Annotated in this window: 17 protein-coding genes; 7 read left to right on the top strand and 10 right to left on the bottom strand. The window is 34.0% G+C overall.

The genetic code is table 11. From position 1 onward, the window contains the following. Nucleotides 1-73: 73 nt before the first annotated feature. The 3 genes from NH26_RS25885 to NH26_RS21405 all read left to right on the top strand — a co-directional run bounded on the left by NH26_RS25885 (nucleotide 74) and on the right by NH26_RS21405 (nucleotide 1396). Nucleotides 74-355 (top strand): T9SS type A sorting domain-containing protein, encoded by a 282-nt coding sequence (locus NH26_RS25885; RefSeq protein WP_044226378.1) that lies wholly within the window; start codon nucleotides 74-76, stop codon nucleotides 353-355. A gap of 157 nt (nucleotides 356-512) precedes the next feature. Then, entirely contained in the window at nucleotides 513-719 is a 207-nt protein-coding gene (locus NH26_RS21410) for a hypothetical protein (protein ID WP_044226376.1), read from the top strand. Between the two features lie 380 nt (nucleotides 720-1099). Further along, nucleotides 1100-1396 (top strand): putative quinol monooxygenase, encoded by a 297-nt coding sequence (locus NH26_RS21405; protein ID WP_044226375.1) that lies wholly within the window; start codon nucleotides 1100-1102, stop codon nucleotides 1394-1396. 31 nt (nucleotides 1397-1427) lie between these two features. Here the strand turns inward: NH26_RS21405 and NH26_RS21400 are convergent, their stop codons facing one another. Together NH26_RS21400 and NH26_RS21395 are read right to left on the bottom strand one after the other, a co-directional pair. Then, nucleotides 1428-1646, bottom strand: coding sequence for a VF530 family protein (locus tag NH26_RS21400; protein ID WP_044226374.1), 219 nt, complete (start codon nucleotides 1644-1646; stop codon nucleotides 1428-1430). A 1-nt stretch (nucleotide 1647) separates the two neighbouring features. Next, nucleotides 1648-3270, bottom strand: coding sequence for a hypothetical protein (locus NH26_RS21395; RefSeq protein ID WP_044226428.1), 1623 nt, complete (start codon nucleotides 3268-3270; stop codon nucleotides 1648-1650). A 100-nt stretch (nucleotides 3271-3370) separates the two neighbouring features. Between NH26_RS21395 and NH26_RS21390 the strand changes: the two genes are divergently transcribed. Beyond that, nucleotides 3371-4342, top strand: a complete 972-nt coding sequence (locus NH26_RS21390; RefSeq protein WP_139263225.1) for an oxidoreductase family protein — start codon at nucleotides 3371-3373, stop codon at nucleotides 4340-4342. Between the two features lie 7 nt (nucleotides 4343-4349). Continuing rightward, nucleotides 4350-5174, top strand: a complete 825-nt coding sequence (locus tag NH26_RS21385; RefSeq protein ID WP_052432165.1) for a 3'(2'),5'-bisphosphate nucleotidase CysQ family protein — start codon at nucleotides 4350-4352, stop codon at nucleotides 5172-5174. Between the two features lie 2 nt (nucleotides 5175-5176). On the opposite strand, the gene NH26_RS21380 is transcribed toward NH26_RS21385, so the two are convergent. Continuing rightward, complete coding sequence (locus NH26_RS21380; RefSeq protein ID WP_052432164.1) at nucleotides 5177-6289, bottom strand: glycoside hydrolase family protein; 1113 nt, start codon at nucleotides 6287-6289, stop codon at nucleotides 5177-5179. 9 nt (nucleotides 6290-6298) lie between these two features. Next, on the bottom strand, nucleotides 6299-8236 hold the full coding sequence (locus NH26_RS21375; protein ID WP_044226372.1) for an FAD-dependent oxidoreductase: 1938 nt from the start codon (nucleotides 8234-8236) through the stop codon (nucleotides 6299-6301). Nucleotides 8237-8598: 362 nt separating this feature from the next. On the opposite strand from NH26_RS21375, the gene NH26_RS21370 reads away from it, so the two are divergent. Continuing rightward, on the top strand, nucleotides 8599-9774 hold the full coding sequence (locus NH26_RS21370; protein ID WP_158021998.1) for a thioredoxin family protein: 1176 nt from the start codon (nucleotides 8599-8601) through the stop codon (nucleotides 9772-9774). A gap of 117 nt (nucleotides 9775-9891) precedes the next feature. After that, nucleotides 9892-11571 (top strand): glycoside hydrolase family 43 protein, encoded by a 1680-nt coding sequence (locus tag NH26_RS21365; protein WP_044226371.1) that lies wholly within the window; start codon nucleotides 9892-9894, stop codon nucleotides 11569-11571. Nucleotides 11572-12091: 520 nt separating this feature from the next. Here NH26_RS21365 and NH26_RS21360 read toward each other — a convergent pair. From NH26_RS21360 to NH26_RS21335, 6 genes are all read right to left on the bottom strand, one after another. Continuing rightward, on the bottom strand, nucleotides 12092-15109 hold the full coding sequence (locus NH26_RS21360; RefSeq protein ID WP_044226369.1) for a glycoside hydrolase family 2: 3018 nt from the start codon (nucleotides 15107-15109) through the stop codon (nucleotides 12092-12094). 117 nt (nucleotides 15110-15226) lie between these two features. Continuing rightward, nucleotides 15227-16675 carry an alpha-L-fucosidase gene (locus NH26_RS21355; RefSeq protein ID WP_071397254.1) on the bottom strand — a complete coding sequence of 483 codons (1449 nt, stop codon included), beginning with the start codon at nucleotides 16673-16675 and terminating at the stop codon, nucleotides 15227-15229. Further along, nucleotides 16672-19308: a glycoside hydrolase family 3 N-terminal domain-containing protein gene (locus tag NH26_RS21350; RefSeq protein ID WP_044226366.1), complete on the bottom strand. Its 2637-nt coding sequence runs from the start codon at nucleotides 19306-19308 to the stop codon at nucleotides 16672-16674. Before NH26_RS21350 ends, NH26_RS21355 begins: the two co-directional genes overlap by 4 nt. 200 nt (nucleotides 19309-19508) lie before the next feature. Continuing rightward, the gene (locus NH26_RS21345) at nucleotides 19509-21206 is read right to left on the bottom strand and encodes a RagB/SusD family nutrient uptake outer membrane protein (protein ID WP_044226364.1); all 1698 of its coding nucleotides are present in this window, start codon (nucleotides 21204-21206) and stop codon (nucleotides 19509-19511) included. Between the two features lie 13 nt (nucleotides 21207-21219). Next, nucleotides 21220-24345, bottom strand: coding sequence for a SusC/RagA family TonB-linked outer membrane protein (locus tag NH26_RS21340; protein ID WP_044226362.1), 3126 nt, complete (start codon nucleotides 24343-24345; stop codon nucleotides 21220-21222). 187 nt (nucleotides 24346-24532) lie between these two features. Then, nucleotides 24533-25540 (bottom strand): LacI family DNA-binding transcriptional regulator, encoded by a 1008-nt coding sequence (locus NH26_RS21335; protein WP_044226360.1) that lies wholly within the window; start codon nucleotides 25538-25540, stop codon nucleotides 24533-24535. Between the last annotated feature and the right edge of the window lie 109 nt (nucleotides 25541-25649).

Below are 25649 nucleotides of genomic sequence, written 5' to 3'. Positions count from 1 at the left end.
TTATACTTAAGGTTGTTTCTATTCTGACGGCCCTTTAAATTTGAAATAACCCATTAAAGATTCTTACTCGCTCATGCTACTTGAAAACAATTCTACTGAAAATCTGAGTATTTTTAGTAACTGGAGAATTTATCCAACTCTAGTACAAGATACGACAACAGTTTACCCACCTATAATAGGAGAACTATTTAAGGTTGAAATTCATTCTGTGAAAAATAATATTTTACTTTATAAGTCAACACATAAAGGAAACACAGAAATTAATTGTAAGGATTGGCCTGAAGGCATTTATAAAATCCATATAAGGCAAGGAAACCATAAATTTTGTTTCCGTTTTTTAATTCACCTTTTATAAAAAGTGAACAAATTGATATTTGATTAAAAGGAAGTAACAAAATAGTCAAAAGAGTTAAAAAGTTTGATAGTGTGAATATTTATAAATATTATTGTTTAAACTTAAATTATTACCAATAATATCTACACCTAATTGTAGATTTAAATAGAACTAGACTATGAAACATTTACTTAGTGCCATTATCATCTTCCTTACCTTTTCTATCTCAACTCAAGCACAAGGATTAAACATCCAATTGGTGAAAAGCCAAAACAATGAAAAGGAAGTAAAGAAAGAGAAGAAGAAAAAACCGAAAAAGAAATCTATCAAGAAGGAAGATGCCTATTCCTACTTAATGATTAGAAAAGAATATTTATTTCAATAAAAAAGAATCCTCAATGTTCTAGACATTGAGGATTCTTTTTTTATATCGATTTTAATTAAGTGATTATTGTAACTATCAAACCAATTACAAACACTATTAATATATTTCTCCAATCTTCATTCATTTTATTAGGTCGTTTTATTTAAAGTCTAAATCGTTATCTCAATTATAAAATTAGCACTTTAGCTTATTGATTTTATTATGGGTTCAACCATATTAACTAATACTCTTTTTACGAGGGTAAAGGACTTTTGTTTCTTAATTATTTATAAAAATAAATCTTTCTAAACCTTAAATTTCACAACAATAACCTGCTATTGTACAACAACTTTCAACTATCAAAAAGCTATATTTATTCTTCATCAATAAATAGAATTAATATGTCTCAAGAAAAATTGACTATTGTAGCTAGAATCTTAGCAAAAGAGGAAAAAAGAGATCTTGTAAAATCAGAGTTACTAAAATTAATTGAAGTGACCAGGGCAGAAAAAGGTTGTATTAATTATGATTTACATCAAGACAATGAAAACCCAAATCAATTTTTATTCTTTGAAAACTGGGAAAATAAAGAATTATGGGAAACCCATATGAACAACCCACATCTATCCGAGTATATGAAGGCAACAGAAGGTGCTGTAGAAGAATTTATCGTTCATCAGATGACTCATATCGCATAAAAAAAGGGAGTAATTATACTCCCTTTTCTTTTTATTTATATTTGGCTTTACTTACATATAAAGCCTCTACTTGTTCTCTAGCCCAAGGAGTTTTTCTTAGAAACTTTAGACTTGATTTTATAGAAGGATTACTATTAAAACAATTGATCCGTATCCTATTACCTAGTTCTTCCCAACCATAATAATCAACTAAAAATTCTAGGATCTCAGCTAATTTCACCCCGTGTAAAGGATCTTTTTCACCATTCATTTTAATTCTTTTTTAGATCAACATTTAAGTTATCGAAATTTACTATGTCAATAATTTCAGTAGAATTTTCATCATATTTCACACGAACACTATCGCCCGCTTGTGTTATTGGTAATTCTCCAGAAATTAAAGACGAACCTACAAATAATTTATGAGGATGTCCCTCTAACATAATATAATAATTGGTATTACCATTTCGAATATCATTAGCAATACGTTTTACTTGTGCTTCAATGGCTTTAGATTCATCATAAGAACCCGCACTAATTGAATTGCCTTTACTATTTAAACTATTTTTATAAGATCGTAATGCTTCTTTAATATTATTACCCACTCCAACAATAGTATAGTCCTCTACAGAAACCATCGCAATCATTTTTATTAAACCAGCTCTATCTTTTAAAGACATCACATAAGTAGGAATACCTGTTATGTTATAGGTGATAGGAAAAGAGGCTACGTAACCTTTTTCTTGCACTTTACCCATCGCAGAAGATCTAGCTGCTTGTTCTGTAGCTCCAACTTGACGGTACCAAACTGTTTCTTTTGTTCTTGTATCAACCAACACAAATCCTACTGTTCCTTCATCACTTCCTACAGAGGTTAAACCAGTATACCAATACGAACGATCATCAGAACCATATACTAATGAAATTCCTTTAGTTGTAGTTAATTTATTTTTATTAGAAAAATTGAAATATCCATGCACAAACTCACCCCAGTCATCCAATTGTCTAGAAATAAATTTTTCTGGTTGAATACGATCTATCCATTTCGGAGCATCTTCAATAGAATATTCTTTGATGTCACCATTAGCTACATCAACTACAATTACACCTGTGGCATTCTCACCAGAAAAGCCCACCTCTCTTTTATATAATGTGATGATCCAATAAGGATTGCCTTCATCGTCGATTTCAAAAGAAAAATCGGTGTAACCTTTAGTCATATAACCATTAAAATAAACATGACGACTCAAATCAGATCCAAAGTAAGCTCCAGGTTGATATTTTATGCGTACTGGTTTCCCTTTAACATCCTGAATTAATCTAACATCTCTTTCATTAGAAGCAGATACCATCACATATCCTGGCGTTCCATCTTTATTATTATTCCATTTAAAAAAACCAGAATGTAGTAACGGTGCTACCCAAAAAAGTTCACCTTTAACATTTTGTATACTGAATTCTCCTAAATAAGCTTGTGATCCTAATGAAGGGATAGAACCTAATACTTTATCACCTAATCTATTGGCAGTATATTGATCTACAATTCTAATTTCTTCTGTTGATATAGGAGCCACCTGTTCCGTGAAATCCTTTCCCATTTTAACTTCACCAATTAAATCTCTATAGGCACCACTTCTAATAACAGCAGAGGTAGTAATCATTGGTAATAAAAATGTATATATTAATAGCAAAAGGACAACAATACTCCCTACCGTTTTAAAAACAGTAATTTGTTTTCCTGAATAACCAGATTCAATTATTAAAATTACAGTAATAATACAAGTTAACCCCATAGACCACGCGTTGAAACCATAGGCAATGGTTGGTAACGTGAAATAAAGAACGATGAATGTTAGTAAGAGAGTTACCCCTCCAATTAGTGCTATTTTTTTCATTTTGTAATACATTTAATCAATAATTAAAGATACGATAATACTAAATCATATACATTATTAGAGATCATAAAGGTTAAGTATCTTTGAAAAAAATAGTATTATGAATCAAATCAATCAATATATATTATCTACCGTTAAAGCGACATCAATTAGCAAAACGGAGGAAATCCAATCTCTCTGGAGTGGGTATGGAAGTATAAAAAGGTATTTCTTAGAAGGTGGCCGTTCAGCTACCGTAATTGTAAAGCATGTACAATTATCTAAAGTTAAAAATCACCCGAGGGGATGGAATACCGATTTATCTCATCAAAGGAAGGTCAAATCCTATGAAGTTGAAACAAATTTTTATCAGAATTTTAGTCAAAAAGCAGATGAATTCTGTAGAATTCCTCAATGTTTTGGTGTTCAACATTTTGATGAGGACGTCGTTATTGTCATGGAAGACTTAGACAGTGTTGGCTATCCTTCTCGACTTGGGAATGCCAATTGGGAGCAAATGAAAGGATGTATTGATTGGTTAGCTCATTTCCATGCTCAATTTTTAAATACAGCACCTATAGACCTATGGGATATTGGTACGTATTGGCATTTGGATACTAGACCAGATGAATTAGATGTTTTGGACGATATCCCATTAAAATCTGCTGCTAAAAATATCGATGATATTTTGAATAATGCAAAATACAAAACACTTGTTCATGGAGATGCTAAATTGGCTAATTTTTGTTTTTCTGAGGATCATCAATCAGTTGCAAGTGTAGACTTTCAATATATTGGTGGTGGATGTGGTATGAAAGACCTCGCCTATTTTGTTGGAAGCTGCCTGTACGAAGAAGATTGTGAAAAATATGAAAAGGACATACTTCAATACTATTTTGATCAACTAGAGTCTGCTGTACTCAAAAAGCAAAGTGATGTAGATTTTGAAGAATTAAAAGAAGAATGGACTCGTTTATACCCTATTGCATGGGCTGACTTTCATCGTTTTTTAAAAGGTTGGAGCCCTGGTCATTGGAAAATCAATAGTTATTCAGAAAAAATTTGTCGCCAAGTAATTGCAAGTCTAAAGTAGATTAGCCATGAGTATTGACCTATTAGAAATTGTAGAAACAGCCAAAGAGACTGCTAAAAAAGCTGGTGATTTGGTAATGTATTATTACCATAAGGGAGTTAGTGTTGAAAAAAAGGAAGGATTGGAAAACCCTGCTTATGAAGCATTTACTATTGCAGATACAAAAGCTCAAGATTTGATACTTTCCTCACTTCAACCTCTAACAGACCGTTATGATTTTGGCATTTTAGCAGAGGAATCTGTTGATGATTCTTCACGCTTTGAAAAAGAATACTTCTGGTGTATTGACCCTTTAGATGGTACACTTCCATTTACTGAACAAAAAGAAGGTTTCTCTATCAGTATTGCTTTAGTCTCCAATAAAGGAGAAGCAGTAGTAGGTGTTATTTATAACCCTATAAAAGAAGATCTCTACCATGCTGCAAAAGGACATGGAGCCTACAAAAACAATCAACTATTCACTTGGCAAAACCAACCCTTTTCTACTTTAGTTTGTGACCGGAGTTTTTTAAAAACACCTCATTATCAAAAAGCAAAAGAAGTATTAAAGCCCCAAAAAGAGATCTCATTTGGCGGTGCTTGTATGAATGCGATGTGGGTGATTGAAAATGCTCCTGCACTTTATTATAAACCCCCTAAAAATAATCTAGGGAATGGTAGTATATGGGATTATGCATCCTCTTCTATCATATTTAGAGAATTAACTTTACAAGCTACTTCTTTTGATGGAAGCCCATTACCCTTAAATCAAAAAAACACTTTTATGAATGAATGTGGTATTCTTTATTCTTCTTTATTAAATGATAAAGACATTATCCATAGATTAAGATGAGATTATTTTGCATCAAAAGATACAATGGGTATTTGTACATTAAATGATTGTAATACTCCATTCTCATCTTTTATATCAGCTGCACATGATAGTATTTTAGGACGACCATTTTCAAGATATAATTGTGGTCGTTCTAAATGATCAACTACTTGCACCTGCCCATTTTTCCATTTAATTTCTAATTTACTGACTAGTGGATTATCAGATAATTCCCAATCGAAACCATTTTCTGAATGAAATAGCACAAGAGCTCTACCATGCTTAGTAAAAGCACCATGCATGTCTTTTACAATAGCAAAATAATGATTGTCTTGATACCAAATAAACGGATCTTCTGCAGAGAAATCATGATTCTTTGATTGAAATATTGGCTCAGAATATTTTTTGAATGGACCTAATGGCGAATCCGATGTAGCCACACAATGAACAACAGGTCCTCCCCACTTTCCTTTTCGCTTTTTACCCACAGCTTTGTATACCATTAGAAAATCACCCTCTTTATTTTGAGTAACACTTGGGTTACTTACCATTAAAGCATCCATGGCTAAAGAATCACTAGTGACATCAACTAATGGTTGATCATACCTTGTCCAAGGACCATTAGGGTGGTCGGCTACGGCAACTCCAATTTTTTGATTATTTCTATGAAGAATATTCAATTGTATATCACCAGGGCTTCCCATCACTTTACCATCTCCGGTATTCCCCATATAATACAGATAATATTTTCCATTAAAATGATGGACAGTAGGGTTATGAGTACATAATCCGTCCCAATACTCAGCATCTCTAGGAGTTAAGGTAATATCTTTAAATTCAAAAGGACCATCTGGTGATGAAGAGGTAGCATGTGCAATTTCCGAATGAGTCACCCATGCCCATCCCAATTCTTTTTTCCAACGAGAATAAAATAAATGATAAATACCTTCTTCATCTTTAATAATGGATCCACCCCAATGGCTCCACTCTTTGTCTTCGAACTTTGAGTGTAAAGCTACCTTGCCTAATTTAAGAGTATAATGTTTTACGTCTTCTTTCTCTTTTAATTGTGCAAAAACAATAAAAAACAAAGACGCTATGATAACCTTTAGTGTTAGTTTTGAAAAATGATGCATAAATTTTAATTATAAACGTTTACTTGATGGTTCATTCATTAACTTTTTCAATTGTGGTAAATGTTTCTGATAAACTCCTCTTGGAGTTACCTCTTTATTTACACAAATAGATGCGGCTAAACCTACAACCTCTCCCATCATCCCACATGTTTTCATCACTCTAACAGGACCTAATCCATCTCTACTAACACTAATGTTTCTTCCAGCCATAAAAAGGTTATTGATATTACGACTATAAAGTGTTCTATAGGGTGCCCAATAAGGCCCTTCATAATCATAGCCTTTACCCGTTGTGGCAAAAGAAATAAACTCTTCTCCTTTTACTCCTTCATCAAATTCCTGATGTGCACTATGTATATCAATTCCCCAAGAGCAAGGAAAAACTGCATCCTCAAATTGAACATTATCTCTAAAATGATTAGCCGTTAATTGTATGTCCCCCATTAACCTTCTTGACTCTCTTTTACCTGAAATAAACGCAGACCACCCGAGTCTATGATTTGGGTAAAGTTTATCGACATTCTTTAGTGCATCCCATGCACCATACATAGCTCTAAAATTTAAATCTCTAATTTTTTCAACATCTGTAATTGGGTTTTTATCAAAACCGCTTTCCCAGAACCATCCACCTAAATTACCTAAAGGATCTTCCGATCCCCATTGACCTTTGTAATTAGACCTTCCTGGAAAAGGTTTATCTGATAAATCTAATGCCCAAGGACATGATGGAAAAGGTTGCTCAACTTCTCCCACTTCGCATGATAATGTTAAGGCCGTTTTATCTTTACACTCACATTCTAATACATCTTCTTTATCTGCTGCATCGAGTACACTCCACATGTTTGATGAACCCATAAAATTAGAAGAAGACATTTTATATTTTGCTCCTGCCAAGAAACCAACTGAAGCATCACCTGTACAATCTGCAAAGTATTTACCTTCAACTTTTTGTTGAACACCTGTTTTAGTGTTTTGAGTAATGACAGCATTTATAGTGGAGTTATCACTTACCACTTCAATCACTCTTTCTTCTAAAAGCAAAGTGATATTCGGCTCTCCTTTTACCACTTCAATTTTTCTATCATCAAAATAATTATCTCCCAAACGGGCATTTCTAGTTCCGTATTTACCTCTATCTAAATCATCAGGCGATATTTCATCTACAATTTCACCAATGTGTGGATAGGGCTTTTGACAAGTATGTCCTTCAGGCCATACTCTTACTTCGGAACTTCCATTTCCTCCTAAGACAGGTCGATCTTGAATTAAAGCTACTTTTAATCCTTTTCTTGCTGCCGAAATGGCTGCACTTGTCCCTGCGAAACCACCGCCTGCAACAACAAAATCAAAATTACCACCTTCTACAGGTTGATCAGGAAAACCTAATAATTTCCTTCTGAATTTAGTGAGCGCTTTTATATCATCTGTTGGTGTAAAATCATGATCTCTACAAAATAAGATAGCATCACACCTCCCTTCAAATCCAGTTAAATCATGAAGTTTAAGTGTTGACTTTTTCTTGACATCCACTAAACCTCCATCATGCCAATGCCATTCAGCACCTTTCGTTCCAAATGTTTCCTTTAATGTTTGGTCATTAATAATTAGATTGAATTTACCAGGTGTACCCCCAACTTTCCAAGGAGCAACCCAATCTTTAGTTCTTACCCAAACCCTATATTTCCCTCTTTTTGAAAATGTTACTTTAGTTGTGGCATCTTTTACAGGAACCCCTAAACCATGTGCTAATAAATAAGGGGAACCCATTTGATCCATTGATTGCTGATCAACATCCCAGCCTCCCAAGTCGTCAAATTGTTCTGCTTCTACAAATAGAAAATCACCTGTTAGTTTATTTATTTTATTGGTACTAGCTAAAATTTCATTGGACGCTAATAATAATAAAGCGGTTTTACTTCCAATGTTTAAAAATTTTCTTCGATTCATTTTTATTCAATTCAATTCATTTTGGTGCAGTATAGTTAAACGACATGATTGATAAAGGTATTTATTACTCTTAATCGAAGGGAGATATTTATTAAATCAAAAAAAAAGGATGAAAAATTAGAATACACCCTGTGTAAAGTATAATTCTTAACCTTTAATCATAATTGTAGAGATAAGAACTCCTAAGAAAAACATTGAAGTGGTTGAAAGATGAGATATCAAAAATGATATATTTCAACTTACTAATATATCATAAAAAGAATTATTAAGTTATTTTAATTTTAACAATAATGCATATCAAAATAACTTTAGTAGTTTACAATTTAATTAAAAAAAATACTTCACTAATCATTAACTTCCAGATGAAAAAGACCATTTCAATTCTCTCTTTATTACTTTTCAGTATTGCTTCTATGGCTCAAGGTGTTCAATTTTTTGAAGGTACTTGGGCTGAGGTAAAAGCGGAGGCGAAGAAACAAAATAAATACATTTTTATGGATGCCTATACCACTTGGTGTGGTCCTTGTAAAATGTTGAAAAAGAAAGTTTTTCCAGAAAAAATTGTAGGTGATGTCATGAATGAAAACTTCATTAGTGTTGCTATCGATATGGAAAAAGGTGAAGGAATTGAGCTAGCCAAAAAATTTGAGGTAAGAGCTTATCCTACTTTACTATTCTTTAATGCCGATGGTCAACTAGTGGATAGAGTTGTGGGTGCAATGAATGCCCAAAAATTTGCTGAAATGGCTAAAGCTTCATTGAATCCAGAGAATCAACTTCTGACACTAAAGAATAGAGTATATAATACTGATAACCCTTCAAAAGAAGATTTACAATCTTATATTAACAAAACGTATCAGGCTTATTCTCCTGACACTGAAATGTTAAAGAAATGGTTGGCAAAATTATCAGATGAAGATTTTAAAGATGAGGAAGTGATTGCACTTATTATAAGTGCTTCATATACATCAGATATTCATAGTGGTCTTCTTACTTACCTTCCAAAATTAAAGACAGAACAAAAGGAAATTGATAAAGCAATTGAATCATTAGGTTTTAATACTATCCGACCTGCGATTAGAAATAATGTTTCCGAAGCTGAATTTGAAAAACAAATTGAAGCCATTGAAAAAGCACTACCTACAAAAGCGGCAACAACTACCATTAATAATGCAAGACCTTCTTTCTATTTGAGAAAAAAGAACTATGCTAAAGTAAACAATGCTGTAGATCAGTTAGTAGGCACTTTAGACGATAACAATAAAATTAGTAGAGCATTAAATTCTTATGCTTGGAAATACTATGAAAATGACGTTGAAGCTAAATACATGAAGAAAGCATTATCATGGATTAATCGTTCTGTAATGTTAGACGCTAACTATGCCAATGTGGATACTCAGGCACATATATATCAAGCATTAGGTAAAACTGATAAAGCTATTGATGCAGCTCAAAAAGCGATTAACTTAGGCAAAGAAGCTGGACAAGATGTTTCTGAGACAGAAGATTACCTTCAAAAGATTTCTAAAAATAACTAATCAGATCTGCTAAATATAGTAGCAAATCAATAAAAAATATTAAACCACTTTCCATATTATGGGAAGTGGTTTTTTTTATTTGTATTATCCATTACGAAAACTATAATTTTGAATTTTATGAAAATCCTTTTTACTACAATTATATCATTGTTAACCCTTAATGTCTTTAGTCAGACGTTTACAAACCCTATTATTCAAGGTGGATACCCCGACCCATCCATCACTTATGATGGAGAATATTTTTACATTGTCAATTCCTCTTTTGAATACTTCCCAGGTTTACCTATTCATAAAAGTAAAGATTTAGTCAACTGGGAATGGGCAGGTTATGGATTACATAAAATAGAACAATGTAATGCTGATATGAACCTCGTGGATGTACAACAAAATGGTGGTATACATGCTCCTACTATTCGTTATCACCAAGGAACATTCTATATTATAACAACCAATGTTTACTTACCCAAAGAAGAAGGTGCTCCTGCGGAATTAGTGAATTTTATTATTACTGCAAAAAATGCTGCAGGTCCTTGGTCTGAACCACATATTATTGAGGGTGCTCCGGGAATAGATCCTGATATTTTCTTTGATGATGATGGCACAGTTTGGTTTACGGGGACTCACTCTCCAGAAAATCCTACTTATGAAGGAGAAGGTGAAATATGGACACAACAATTAGACATTGATAATTGGAAATTATTAGGTGAAAGACACTATTTGTATAGAGGTGCCTGCGGAGGTGTTTGGGTAGAAGGTCCACATATTTATAAACACGATAATAGATACTATCTTATGGTAGCAGAAGGAGGCACAAGTTATAACCACGCCATGATGATTGCGGTAAGTGATAAGATAACAGGCCCTTATGTATCTAACGAAAGAAACCCTATTCTTACTACAAGAAATTTATCTTATAACAATTGGGTAAATAGTACTGGACATGCTGATATTATTCAATTAGAGGATGGGCGTTGGTATATGGTCGCATTAGGTATTAGAGGTGATGTGGACCAAGCAAGTAACATGGGAAGAGAAACATTTTTAATTCCAGTTTCATGGGAAAGAGAGCCTTTTTGGTGGAAAGAACCAAAATATGATTGGCCAGTTGTATCGCCTGAAAATGGTAAAGTGATGAAAAACGAGAAATTACCTTTTACTAATCTTTCTCAAAGACGTAATGATTCTTTTATAGATCATTTTGATCAACCAACATTAGATTATGAATGGAACTTTAGAAGAGTACCAAGAGATTTTTATCAAATTGATACTCAAAAGAAAAAGTTGGTGCTAAACGCTATTCCACAAGAAGTTGGTTTACGAGAACAATATGGTTTTATGGGGATTCGACAAAAAGAAAGCCTTTTCAGTTTTGAAACACAAATGTATTTCCTCCCTAAAAAAGAAAAAGAACAGGCAGGTATCATGATCATGCAAAAAGACGATAATTATATTTCTTGTCTTGTAGAAAAGAAAGAGAATAATTATTACTTGACGTTAAATGTAAAGGAAAAAAAGAAGGATGAATTAAATCTTGAATCCATAAAAATAGATAATTTTAAAGGTAACCTACTGTTCAAAGTAGAAAGTATTGACAATAGTTATCATTATTATTTTTCGACCGATAATGGAGTTAATTATCAGAAACTAGGGGAAACTAAAAATGATATTTTATTGAGCTATGGATGGAACAGTGGTTACACTGGCGGATACCTTGGTGTTTACTGTACTTCGCATCAACAAAAATCTAAAGCAAAAGCATATTTTGATTGGTTCTCTTATAAAGGATTTCCAATGTAACATAAGAAAAGCTATCTCAGGGTAAATGAGATAGCTTATGGGTAGTAAAGAATCATAGATATGTCACACTGATTTTTCTCAACAATACAAATATATTATAGATACTAATATCATACTATCCCCCTTTTTAGGGATTTTATAAAAAAGGGTTGCTTATAAATGTATTACGTTTATAAGTAACCCTTTTATTTAGACAAAACTTTAACTACCGGAGTAGATTAAAAATGTCTTATCCTTAAGATCAATAAGAATAGTTTGTATTAATTACTACTGATCTTTCAGGACTTGAAGGTGATACTTTAATAGGTTTCACCATTTTAAGTTTCCTTGGTTTGTTTGATTTAGAAACTCGACCATATGCAATAAAAACACAGCATATGATTAGAATAAAATACAGAAAAAAAACTTTAATACTCATTGTTAATGAATCGATTGATAGTAAAATGTTTAAGCAGTAAAAACTGAAACACAAATATCATCAATTGATTATTATAACCTTTGCTATTTATAGTGTTTTAACTTATTTCAGTTCTATACTAAATGAGTAATCTTGAGGTTTAATCAAATACTTTGGTATTGGCCATGCTCCCCAAGAATAATCTCCACCAACTCCCATTTGTAGATGATCGATTGTAATATCTGTCAAAGGTCTTTTAATAATATCTGTACTATGTCTTTGACCTTTTTTAGGACCGTCTTGATAATCTCCTAAAACACTATGATGTGTTGTGAACAAAAAGGGTTGCTCTCCATAAATAGAATGACCATTTGTAAATTTCACATAACGAACATCAGCTCTTGCTCCATTCTCTTGAGGACGGATATATTCAAAATCAAAATCACTTACATTTAATTGATAGATACCCATCATTGCAGAAGTTTTTCTATCCCAATAATTTTCATGTGGCCCCTTACCATAAAACTCTACTTGATTAAATTTTTCATCTATGGCATAATTAATCCCTACTCTTGGAATATGATTATTTGTTGTAATATCAAATAAGTCCATGGTTATTCTTAACAAGCCTTGGTCATCCATTTGATATATCATGTTTACTTTGGCTACTCCAACATCAAATAATGCTGTGATTTTGCCAGAAGAACTATTCACTTCAAAAGAAAGCAATTTTTGAAAATCATTGGCTTTTTTCCAAACTCCTAATGTGTCGTAAATCTGAAAACCTAAATCGTTATCTAATGGTGCTCTCCAAAATGTTGGTTTAAAAGGACGTTGTAAAATATTTTTTCCTTCTTTCATCCAAGCCACCATATATCCACTAGTTTTAGAAAAGATCCATTGAGTAGTATTCGATTTTAAAATCACCTCATTATTCAACATTTCTACATCAGCTTTTGCATCAGATAATTGTGATACATACTTCTTTTCTTGAATCAGAAACTCTTCTTCTCCCACCAATTCATTCTTTTCATTGTAAACAGCTACATATAAAAACTGTTCTTCCTCATTGTCAATAGCGAATTGCTGTAATGTTACAGATTTTTCAGACATAGGTTGAATTCTCGGTAACTTCATTTTCTTTTCATCTACTACTCTACCGTTTTCTTTTAATTGATATTTCAAAGTGTAGTTAGTGGTTGCAAGAAAAGAGTATTCATTATTCACCATTAATTTGTTTTCCGAAAGTGTAAAATTAATGTTTTGATACACCTTTTTTACTTCTAATAAAGAGGGCTTGATTTTACGATCTGCATTCACCAGTCCATTGGCACAGAAGTTTTCATCGTTCGGGTATCTTGATGCTCTCAAATCACCACCGTAAGCAAAAAACTCTTCTCCTTTTTCATTTTTAGTTAAGATTCCTTGATCTACCCAATCCCAAATAAAACCTCCTTGAAGAATCTTGTGTGCACGATAAATATCCCAATATTCTTTTAAATCTCCTACAGAATTACCCATTGCATGAGCGTATTCACACTGAATATAAGGACGTTGAAACCTTGGTTCTTTATCAAAATCTCTCACATAGTCTAACCCACTTTGTGCAATATTATACATGGGTGCAGAGATATCTGTATTCGTAAAATGATTGGCACTCTCCGATTGAACAGGGCGGGTTTTATCATTTTCCTTTAACCAATCATATGTTTTATAAAAATTTTGACCATTTCCGTTTTCATTACCTAAAGACCAAATAATTACCGAAGGGTGGTTTTTATCTCGTTCATACATTCTGATCGTACGCTCCATATGTTGTTTTTCCCATAACGGTAAATAACCTAAAGATTTGGTAGTATCAGGATGATAATACTGAGAATCATTACCAAAACCGTGAGCTTCAATATTGGCTTCATCTACTACATAAAACCCTAATGAATCACATAGTTCATAAAAAAATGAAGGTTTTGGATAGTGTGAACAACGAATCGCATTGATGTTATGTGCCTTCATAATGGCAAAATCCTCTAGATAATCTTCTCTAGTTACAGTATGTCCCCTTGTCATATGATGATCATGAAGATTCACCCCTTTAACTAATAAATATTGGCCATTTACCTGTAACGTATGATCTTTGATTTCGACAGTTCTAAATCCTACTTTAGTTTTTACAGCTTCCTCACCATTATAAATCACAAGATCATATAAATTTGACGTTTCTGCAGACCATTTCTTCACAGATTTGATGGTCTCATTCACCTTTAATATAGTTTTATTTACTTGAGCAATAGTTTTTGATTTAATGATCTTCCCATTCTCTAAAAGTTCCCATTTTAACTTTGATGAATTTGGTTTTGACAAAGTAATTTCAATATTCAGATCACCATCTTTATATTTATTTTTTAAACTAGAAATGATGTTTAAATCTTTTATATGTGATGGTTGAGCCGCCCATAAATAGACATCTCTTTCAATCCCTGCCAATCGCCAAAAATCTTGATCCTCTAAATAAGAACCAGAAGTATATTTTACTACTTTTAAAGTCAGTTGATTGGTCTCCCCTACATTAAGGTATTCAGTAACATTAAACTCTGCAGCGGTCTTACTTCCTTCTGAATAGCCTACTTCTTTTCCATTGACATAAACATATACACCGCCAGCAACTCCTTCAAATCTTAGGTAAATGTCTTTACCATCCCAAGAAGTGTTAGGCGTAATTTCTTTATGATAAATAGCCGATGGATTATACGCAGGATCTGGCATTTGACCATTTCCCTTAAAAGCAAAACCTACATTTTTATAAATAGGAATACCATGACCTTCCATCTCCCAATTGGAGGGAACAGTGATGTTTCCCCATGCTGAAAAATTAAAATGAGGTGAATTAAAATTAGAAGGAATATCAACTTCAGAATTATAAAATTGGAATTTCCATTCTCCATTTAAGTCAAGGACGTGTTGACTGTTTATACTACTTACCCCAGATTTCACTTCATCTTTAGTTTGTATATAGAATGAACTTCTTGGGGTTTCGGTGTTAACTGTAACGATTTCTGGTTTTTGATGTGGTAAATCTTGCGCTTCGGCAAAAGAGATACTCATGGCAAATATCAGAATTATTTTAAGTATATTTCTTTTCATTTTATCAGTCTAATTTAATGTGGTTTTAATTTCCTTGTTGATCAATTTAAAAAGGCAACTCAGTTAAAACTTAACTGAGTTGCTCTGAAAGGAAATATTGAAATTCTAAATTCTATTCTATAAGTTTCTATTCTCAGCATCAATAGCTGCTTGGTCTTTACCAACTTTCTTTCCTGCCATACTTTCTACTTTTGAGATTTCAAAAGCAATAGCAAATTGTGCTTCTCCAGCCTTTTTAGGCATGTCCACTAAAGTCGAATTACCCTGACGAGAATACTTCACATATTTACCCGTCGCAACATCTTTAATTTTTGCACCTTTAGCTACCAAACAACCAGGAAACATTGCTTTATTCATTTGCTCACCTTCTTCCAACAACACAACAGCATATACTTTCTCTCCCTCTTTTTCACGAGTATAACGAATGTTAGCCTCTGCAAAAGGAGCAATTGCTCTTGTACCATAAATGGCATTTTCATTCGCATGAATCCATTTACCCAACTGACGCACAGACTTGATTTCTTCTGCATTAAACCAGCCTTCTGGAGAGGCTCCTAAGTTGAGTAATAAGTTGCCTCCTTTAGCTACAATATCAATAAACTTATGAGTTAGTTCTCTTCCACTTTTCACATTAGTTTCTACACTTTCTTCGAAACGATAAGAGAAGCAACAGTTGACAGTCATATTAGTTTCCCACGGAATTGGATTCGATTCTGAAGGAATATGTTGTTCTGGTGTTCTGTAGTTTTCCCAAGGTCCGCCAACCCAACGATCTACTACTAAAATACCTGGTTGGTTTTCACGACACATATTACCAACTTCATCCATTTTCATGTCTTGTTTCAGATTATTTTTATCTGCCCAAGCACCGTCTAACCAAAGGATATCGATATCGCCATAACCTGTCATTAATTCTTCTACTTGGTTGTAGAAGAAATCAGTAAAGCTTTTCCACCAATCTGGATGTCTATCAATTTTGTAATTTACATTTCTACCTGGAGATTGAAATGATTTAGACCAGTAGTGAGGATGATGCCAATCTGGTTTAGAGATATACGCACCAATCATCATATCTTTTGCTCTCATAGCATCAAACAATGCTTTTGTAACATCTGCTTGTGGCGCTTTTGCATAAGGAAATTCAGGGTTTGTGATTTTATAATCCGTCTCCTTTGTATCCCACATCGTAAACCCATCATGATGTTTTGTTGTAAACACAAAATACTTTGCTCCCATTTCTTCTGCTAAATCAGCCCACTGATTGGCATCAAATTTAGTGGGATTAAAACGTTTTGGCAGATCAAAATATTGCTTTCTAAAAGCATCCAAATCTTCATGAGGAGTTAACCAATCTACATCTTCAGATACAATAGGCCAAGACTCACATAATCCATCTACAGAGTAAGCGCCCCAGTGTACAAAGAACCCTAATTTAAGATCCTGCCACTCTTCCAACTTTTGTTGTACTTTAGGATCTTGATCTACCACATATTCTTTACCTTTCCATTGTGCAAATGCCCAATTTGATAGAAAAAGTGTTGCTATTAATATTAACGATTTTCTCACAGCTTATAAGATTTATTTAGTTCAAATTCAATTGATTGTAATTCTGTTGATGAAGGACCAACCATTGCTTTAAATTGCCCTGCTTCAACCACCCATTGTTTCTCTTGGTTCCAAAGTTTTAAATCATCTTTATCTAGTTCAAAAGTATAATTGATCGTTTCCCCTGCCTTAATCAGTTTTTTATCAAATGATTTTAATGATAGTGGAGGAACTGTAACAGAAGATATCATGTCACGCACATACAATTGTACTGTTTCTTTGCCTGCTACTTTAGAGGTATTTGTAACATCAATAGAGACAGAAACTGTAAAATCACCATTTGATTCTTTTACTTGAACTTTAGGCTTACCATACTCAAAAGTAGAATAACTTAAACCATACCCGAAGTTGTACAAACACTTATCATCCTGATCTACATATCTGTAAATTGTGGTCGGCTTTTGATTATAATAAACAGGTAATTGTCCTACTGATTTGGCTACTGAAATCGGCATTTTACCTGATGGATTAACTTCACCATATAACATATCAGCAATAGCATAACCGCCTTGTTCTCCTGCAAACCAAGCTTCTACTAAAGCATTTGCATGTTCTGAAACCCAATTGGTTGATAAAGGACGTCCGTTTTGTAAAACAACAACATAAGGTTTACCAACTTTAGCTACTGCTTTAATCATTTCTAACTGATCGCCTGAAAGACCCAAATGTGCAACATCTCTATTCTCATTTACTGTTTTGGTATTTTCACCAACCACAATAATTGATAATTCAGCTTCTTTTGCTAAGCGTATAGCATTCTGAATACCATTGTCTTTTTTAGACCATCTCAATGATGCTGTAGCATGCCATTGGTTATCATAGTAATCATATTTTAATTTATACTTTTTCCCTTTTTTGAAAGTGAAAGGCACCTTTTTGATTGGTGTACTTCCATTCCATGCATCCAAAACTAACTCATCATTAATATAGATTCTAGATCCATCATCACTTGTAGTTCCTAACCACCCTTTTACATCTACATCTGTTTTGATGTATCCTTCCCAACGTGCAGAGAAAAAGTCATCTTCCACTCCTGGGTAAGGGTTCCAAGGCCATTCAAAATCAATTTTATCATGAATCATTTCCAATACAGGATCTCCCTTTAATTCCATGTTATTAAAGAAAGAAGCTTTTAAACCTTTCTTTCCATTATCATGAAATAAATATTTTGCTTGGATTGCGGTACCTCTTTCTACAATATTGGCTGCTTTCTCATAAGTAAAAGTAGTCTTAGGTGATGCTTTTTTCAAACCTTCCAAAATAGATACACCTTCTGCAGATGCATGTGTATATCCACCTAATTCAGCTTCAGCGGCTAAAGGTCCTAATACAGCAATTTTTTTATGTTGATTCTTTTTTAAAGGAAGTATGCCATCATTTTCTAAAAGTACAATAGATTCTGCAGCAATATCATAAGCTACTTTTTGATTGGCTTTACTGTGATAGTGTTTATCAATGCGCTCTTGTGTAACATAAGGTTCTTCGAATAGACCTAAGACAAATTTTGTATATAAAATACCCTTCACCGCTCTATCGATATGTCGAACATCCATGTCTCCTGTTTTTACAAGATCTACCAAAGTAGCTTGATACATACTATCAGGAAAATCATAGAATTGCATGTCTAAACCTGCCTCTGTCGCTTTTTTGATAGCGTCTCTTGGTGATTCTGCGTAATGATGAACGTTCCAAAGAAATCTCATTGCACCTAAATCAGAAACAGTAAAACCATTAAAGCCCCATTCTTTACGAAGAACATCTGTCAGTAACCATTTATTGCCTGTACAAGGTACTCCGTCTAATTCTGAATAGCTCGACATCAAATTTAAAGCACCACCTTCTTTCACTGCTTTTTCAAATACAGGAAGAAAATCTGTTCTTGATGTTCTCTCCCCTAATAATACTGGAGAAGCGTTCGACCCAGTAATTGGAGCCGAATGAACCGCAAAATGTTTAGGCCCTGCAATCATGGAATAAGGTGAAGAAGGGTTTTGCCCTCCCATACCAACAATTAAATTATATCCCATTTCTGTCGCTAAGTGTGTATCTTCAGAATACAACTCGGCTACACGTCCCCATCTAGGTTCTCTAGCTATACCAAGTGTTGGACCTAAAGCCACATGAGCACCATTTACTCTTGCTTCTTTTCCTATAACTTCACCTACTTGATGCAATAACTCTTTATTCCACGATGCACCCATGGCTAACGGCATAGGAAAAACGGTGGCTCCATCAGTATGATAGCCATGAAGCATTTCTTCCATTAGCATTACCGGAATATGCAAACGTGAATTTTCTATCGTATTTTTTTGAACTACATTATATTCTTTTGCAGTTTTAGGATAAAAGTCATGGATAGATCCTAAACCAATTTCTCCTATTTGGTCTTTAATTTTTGTAATGTCTAATTGATCGTCAGTTTTTAATTTATCCCCTCGGGTCATATTCATCTGACGGACTTTTTCTTCTAAAGTCATTTCTTTAAGCAAAGCCTCGGCTCGCTCCTGAGGAGCCAAACTGCTGTCTTTCCATTTTTCATTGGAAGTACAAGAAAAACAAGCTAAGGCTACAATAGATAGTATTAATCTTTTCATTTCTAATTATGGCAATCGTTTTATTTAATGCTAATCACTTGAGTATATCTGAAGATTTACTCTGTTAATATATTTACTTTAGTAAAAGGGAAAGTTGAACCTAAATAGCTTATACATTCAATAATTTATAATCGATTAATTATTAATAATAATGAGGTTGTGAAATAATATCACAACCCCATTATACTATTGTTTATTGGTTACCATCCTTGCTTTTGTGGCAAGTTAGGGTTGATTTGCACCTCTGTCATTGGGAAAGGCCAATAATCGTTTCTTGGAGAATTATAAGAACGAATGTTATTCATATTAAGCTTAACGCCCATATCTACACCTTTCTTACCGTTATCCAATTCAACTGTTTCCCATCCACCTGGATGAACACCACCGTTACGGTTAGTAGTATATTCTAAATAATTTTGACCTTGGAAAGTCCAACGTTTGTAATCATAGTACAACTGACCTTCGCTCATTAATTCTATACTACGTTCTCTTCTGATGATCTCACGAAGTTGATCTTGTTGTGGAGTACCAGTAAGATTAGTCATTCCCACACGATCACGAATCATATTTACATATTGAACTGCTACAGAACCGTTACCTAATTCGTTTTGAGCTTCAGCATACGATAGGAACATTTCTGCTAATCGGATCACGTGTTTTTGTGTAGAATATAAATAACCTACATTCTGAGCTTCATCAAATCCTTTAATGAAACGACCTTGAGTTACTTGCTCGTTTGTTGCATTTTGTGTACTCCAAGCATCAGAAGTAAATCCTTCGAAAGGCACCATCATTTGCTTGTAACGAGGGTCTCTATTTTCTTCAAGAATATGTAACTCATCTTCTGCTAAAATTCTATTGATTGGACGAACATCTTTACCTACAGCATCAATAATTAATTGATCTTCAGGTTCGATTTTCGTTAGTGATTCACCAGTAGTAGCATCAACATATTCAATAAATTGACCTTGATCTGACCAGAAGATTTCCGTACCTCTAGCCGAAGGGCGTTGTAGACCCCACATCGATGCTTGTTCAAAAGTACCATGTGAATAAGACCAAGTAGTATTCGTAAAATTATGTGCTACGATAGCCTCCTTACAGTTATTACCTTTAGTAGTGAAGAGGTCGAAATATGCATTTTGAGGACCACCATCAGTGTAAAGTTCATAGTTACCTGAATCGATAATTTTCTTAGCATACTCTGAAGCTTTTGTCCAATCTTCCATATCCATGTAGATACGTACCATGTATGCATAAGCAGAATATTCAGTCACTCTGTTACCATCACCATCGAAACCTTGTAATTCCTTGGCTGCTTGAGTGAATTCTTCTATAACTTTTTCAATAATAGCATCATAACCTGTAGCAGGAATAGAGTTTGCCTCTTCAGCTGTTAGAATATGCTCTGGCATTGGTGAATCTCCCCACATTTTAGCCAAACGGTAATACTGAGACGCTCTGATCAAACGAACTTGACCAATTGCTTCAAGAATATCATTTTCTTCCCAAGTCATATTGTTATTGGCAAGATAAGTTTCTGTCTTATCCAAGAAGTTATTACACTTACGGATACCAGTGTATGTTTCTCTCCAAATCTGATTTAAGAAGTAATTATCTGGTTGATGAATACCTTCTCCGATCTCATTTGATCCATAGATACCTCCAGTCATAAGGTCAATCAAACCTCCTTGGAAAATATCTTGAGAGTTTACCCAGAACATTTTATATTTACCGTCTAACTCTCTATAACATGAGTTAGCAGCCAATTCAAAATCATTTTTTGACACCCAGTACGATCCATCTGATAACTCATCGTGAGGCACTAAGTCTAATTTAGAGCAGCTTAAAGAAGCTACTGCTAGTAGTACTGCGACTAATTTATTTCTTAATTTCATCTTTTGCTCTTATTTAGAATGTTGCTTGTAAACCAACTGTGTATACAGATACTGTTGGGTAGAAACTAGGTCTAGCATTAGTTTCATGACCCCCAAATGAACCATTTGTTTGCATTGGTGCTACCATTTCAGGATCTAAACCAGAATCGAAGTTTGTGAAAGTCAACACATTTTGACCAGATACATAGAATCTCATTTTTTCTACATTAATGGCTTTAGTTGCTCCAGCAGGAAGTGTATATCCAACCTGAATGTTTTTCAGTCTTAAATAAGCTGCAGATTGTACCCAATAATCAGAAACTTGTTCGTTTTGAGTATTACCATTTACTGAAATTCTTGGGAATGTACCTGTAGGGTTAGAGATTTCGTTGTAAGTATCACGAGCTTCTTCTCTAATGTTTACCTCACCGTTACCAGCATATCTTAAGTTGGCAGCATAACCGTCGATGTTACCAGCACCTTGCCAAAACATAGAGAAATCCCAGCTCTTATAACCTAAATCAACATTAATACCGTAAGTTAATTTTGCTAATGTGTTACCGATGTTTACCATATCTTCAAAATTCACTTGGCCATCACCGTTTACATCAGCATATCTGATATCTCCTAATCTTACATCTCTTGTTTGACCAATACCTCCAGAAGCAATCGCGTCTTTATCACCATTTCTTGCAGCGTTATCTAAGTCAACTTGTTTTTGATCCGTATAGATACCTAAGTTTTTATAACCATAGATAGTACCAATGGCATCTCCTTCTCTGAAGTCAGGAGCAAATTCCGAATAAGCACCTTTTAAGTCAGTAATTGTATTTTGGAAACTAGATACGTTAGCACCAATTGAATACCTTAAACCACCTTTTGTTTCGTTATTGTAACGAAGGTCGATTTCCCATCCTTGGTTCTCTAACTGACCTGCATTTCTAACTGGAGCAGTTAAACCTGATGTTGATGATACAGGTAATCTAAGAAGGATATCATCAGTAACTTTCTTAAATACATCGAAACTAGCTCCTAATTTTCCTTGGAAGAAATCTAAATCAACCCCTAAATTATAAGTATGCGTTGTCTCCCATGAGATATCGTCTACAACCATAGTTGTTTGAGCTTTACCCACATTCATTTCATTGTAGAATGGATAATCAGCATTAGCGATACGTGGCATCCAAGGGTAATTATCATCGAATACAGCTTGATTACCTAATTGACCATAAGAAGCTCTAATTTTAGCATCAGCAATAAAGTTTTCTGATACGTTATCCTTAAAGAATGATTCTTCAGCTAGTCTCCAACCTGCAGAAACTGAAGGGAAAATACCCGTACGGTTACCTGGCTTAAATCTTGAAGATACATCCGCTCTTAAGTTACCTTCTAATAAGTATTTACCATCAAAGTTATAATTTAAACGACCGAAGTAAGATTGTAAAGTCCAATCAGTTGCAGTTGTTGTACCTAACTGCCCTGCTTGAGAACCTGCAGCTAATTCTCTTAATTCGTTGTTTACAAAATCAAATCTACGTGTACTGATTTCATCATAACGATAAAACTCTTCTGCAATACCAGCTAACGCCGAGATTTTATGCTTTCCAAGACTTACATTATAATTTACAACGATGTCATTGACAATTCTCAAATCATTTGTCCACCATTCTTCTCCTCTTGCTACTAACGGATTGGACATTACTGCTCCTTTCCAATCTAAGAACTCATAATTCTGAGTAAATTGGTTATTCTCATCATTACGATAGTTCATCGAAGTTCTAGCCGTTACTTTTAAACCTTTTGTGATTTCATAATCTAAAGCCGCAAAAGATTGTAGTGTATTCTGCTTTTGAATACGATCTGCTGTGTTTAGATAGATCAATGGGTTTTCAAAGAAGTTATTTCTTGCTGGGTGATGAGTTGACCATCTTCCTGCATATTCGCCTTCAGTATAAGTGGCAGGGTTCAAACTTGGCGTATTAATCGCCTGTTGCACACGGTATAAATCTGCAGGACGTTGTCTTTCTTGACGAGTGAAAGCCATTTGTGCTCTCAATGTAAACTTATCAGATAATTTAGATGATAAATTCAACTTTGTATTGTATCTCTTATAATTATCTGTTGTTTGAAGAAATCCATCCTGATCTAGGAAGCCAAATGAAGCTAAGTATTTAGTCTTTTCTGTACCACCCGAAACATTGATATAATGTGATTGTTGAGCTGCAGTATTTCTGTAAACTTCGTCTAACCAATTCGTATTACCATACTCATTAGGGTTGGTATCGTTCATGATATGTCCCATTTGAGTGCTGTTATAACGCGGGTTACCTGTTTCTACTAAAGAGGCATCATTCATGATGTTTGCCCATGTATTTTTATCTACATACTCAGGTCTCCTTGTCATTGTTTGAATACCTACATAACCTTCATAAGTTACTTTTGGCTTACCTACTTTACCTTGTTTTGTTGTTACCAAAATAACACCAGCAGCAGCACGTGCACCGTAGATAGAGGCAGAAGCACCATCTTTTAATACCGAAATAGATTCAATATCAGAGTTAGCTAACATACCAAAGTTTTCGTAAGAAGACACAATTCCATCAATTACAACTAATGGTTGGTTTGCTGATCCTAGTGTAGTTACACCACGAACACGAATTTGGGGCATATCACCAGGAGCCGTACCACCGTTGTTGATTTGTACTCCTGCTACTCTACCTTGTAGTGCACCTGCTGCATCGGGTGTGGGTACTGATAATGTTTCTCCATCAACCTGAGCAACAGCACCAGTTACGTTAACTTTTTCCTGAGTACCATAACCAACAATAACAATTTCGTCTAGTTGCTCTGCATCAGGCTCTAGCGTTACATTAATGATTGATTGTGTACCTATAGCAAGTGTTTGAGGTAAATAACCTACAAAACTCACTACAATTTTACTTGCATCTTGAGGGATCTCAAGTGAATATTTACCATCGAAGTCTGCAATTGTACCATTAGAAGTACCTTCGATTAAAATGTTAGCTCCAACTAAGGGAGCATTACTTTCGTCAGTGATCGAACCACTGATGACTCTAGTTTGCGCAAAAGCGTCAATTACTCCAAATGATAATACTGTCAGTAAAATCATTCGAACAAAAAGTAATGAACCTTTTTTCATACTTTGATTTATTTAGTGAATAGATGATGAGACAAAAGTATATGATACACTTAAAAAAATCCATGCAATCGTTTGCATGGATTTGCACGTTCAAGCATAAATAGTGCTTTTTGATGCACATAATTGCCGTTTAATAAAATTCACTATCATCAAATGACGCAATATCCGTCAATTACAAGAAAAAACACTATTTGCAGCTTTCTCTGATTTTCAAAGTAGTAGGGATTTTTATGGTCTTGAATTCTGTAGGTTGATTGATTTGTAATGAGTTTATTTCATTTAATAAATTGGAGACCGAAATCTTCCCTATTTCTTCACAAGGTTGTGCTACAGTACTTAATTTAGGGCTAGTATATTTACACAAAGGTTCATCAGCAAAACCAATTATACTTACTTGATTAGGAACTTGGACTTTTTGCGCTTGAAGATATTCCAAAGCTTCAAAAGCATAATAATCATTAAAACAAGCAATAGCATCATAGGAAGAAGGGCAACTTTGTAATTTCAATTTTACTTCATCCACATTCTCACAAGATAAAACATTGGTATCGTTTATTTGATTATCTTTCAAGGCTTCTAAATAGCCTTGTGTTCTGTAAAAACTTGTAGATAAATTCTCAGGACCTTCTAAATAAAGAATTTTTTTATGCCCTGTTTTTATAAGGTGATCAATGGCTGTGTAAGACCCCGTAAAATCATCACTTAATACATAGTTGGCGTCTATAGACTCTACTACTCGATCAATAAAAATAATTGGAATACCTTCATCCAAAATATCATTTAAAAAAGATACTTCTTCATGATCTTGATTTATAATGGCAATAATTCCATCAACATGTGCTTTGGCCATTTTCCAAAAGGCCTCTTTTTCGTCTTTTAAAGATTTACCAGTGGTGGTGACAATCAGGTTATAACCATAACTTTTTAATTCCTTTTGAATATTATCGGTAATATCTACAAAGAATGGAAGTTTAAAAGAAGGTAATAATACCCCTATTGTTTTTGTCTTTTGTTTTAAAAGACCTTTAGCAAAAGGATTTGGATGGTAAGACAATTCATCGGCGAGTAGTTGTACTCGTTTTTTCGTTGCAGTAGGTATTTTAGGATGGTCGTTTAATGCTCTAGATACCGTTGAAGTGCTTAATCCAAGTTTGCTCGCTAAATCAGACAGTTTGACTCTACGATTTGGTTTCATTTAGTTAAGTGATAATAGATATAGATAAGAAGTATTTAATAGCAGCAATCTATAAAACTAAATTTTAAGAGATTCTAAACAAATCATAATCAGATTTAAAATAACGTAA

This window comes from Flammeovirga pacifica (assembly GCF_000807855.2).
Classification (GTDB): Bacteria; Bacteroidota; Bacteroidia; order Cytophagales; family Flammeovirgaceae; genus Flammeovirga; species Flammeovirga pacifica.
The sequence above is the reverse complement of the archived record's forward strand: the minus strand, read 5'-3'. Positions and strand labels throughout refer to the sequence as shown.

Bases quoted from the DNA above. Each gene is read 5' to 3' on its own strand.
- NH26_RS25885 (WP_044226378.1), top strand. From the start codon at position 74: ATGCTACTTGAAAACAATTCTACTGAAAATCTGAGTATTTTTAGTAAC.
- NH26_RS21410 (WP_044226376.1), top strand. From the start codon at position 513: ATGAAACATTTACTTAGTGCCATTATCATCTTCCTTACCTTTTCTATC.
- NH26_RS21405 (WP_044226375.1), top strand. From the start codon at position 1,100: ATGTCTCAAGAAAAATTGACTATTGTAGCTAGAATCTTAGCAAAAGAG.
- NH26_RS21400 (WP_044226374.1), bottom strand. From the start codon at position 1,646: ATGAATGGTGAAAAAGATCCTTTACACGGGGTGAAATTAGCTGAGATC.
- NH26_RS21395 (WP_044226428.1), bottom strand. From the start codon at position 3,270: ATGAAAAAAATAGCACTAATTGGAGGGGTAACTCTCTTACTAACATTC.
- NH26_RS21390 (WP_139263225.1), top strand. From the start codon at position 3,371: ATGAATCAAATCAATCAATATATATTATCTACCGTTAAAGCGACATCA.
- NH26_RS21385 (WP_052432165.1), top strand. From the start codon at position 4,350: ATGAGTATTGACCTATTAGAAATTGTAGAAACAGCCAAAGAGACTGCT.
- NH26_RS21380 (WP_052432164.1), bottom strand. From the start codon at position 6,289: ATGCATCATTTTTCAAAACTAACACTAAAGGTTATCATAGCGTCTTTG.
- NH26_RS21375 (WP_044226372.1), bottom strand. From the start codon at position 8,236: ATGAATCGAAGAAAATTTTTAAACATTGGAAGTAAAACCGCTTTATTA.
- NH26_RS21370 (WP_158021998.1), top strand. From the start codon at position 8,599: ATGAAAAAGACCATTTCAATTCTCTCTTTATTACTTTTCAGTATTGCT.
- NH26_RS21365 (WP_044226371.1), top strand. From the start codon at position 9,892: ATGAAAATCCTTTTTACTACAATTATATCATTGTTAACCCTTAATGTC.
- NH26_RS21360 (WP_044226369.1), bottom strand. From the start codon at position 15,109: ATGAAAAGAAATATACTTAAAATAATTCTGATATTTGCCATGAGTATC.
- NH26_RS21350 (WP_044226366.1), bottom strand. From the start codon at position 19,308: ATGAAAAGATTAATACTATCTATTGTAGCCTTAGCTTGTTTTTCTTGT.
- NH26_RS21345 (WP_044226364.1), bottom strand. From the start codon at position 21,206: ATGAAATTAAGAAATAAATTAGTCGCAGTACTACTAGCAGTAGCTTCT.
- NH26_RS21340 (WP_044226362.1), bottom strand. From the start codon at position 24,345: ATGAAAAAAGGTTCATTACTTTTTGTTCGAATGATTTTACTGACAGTA.
- NH26_RS21335 (WP_044226360.1), bottom strand. From the start codon at position 25,540: ATGAAACCAAATCGTAGAGTCAAACTGTCTGATTTAGCGAGCAAACTT.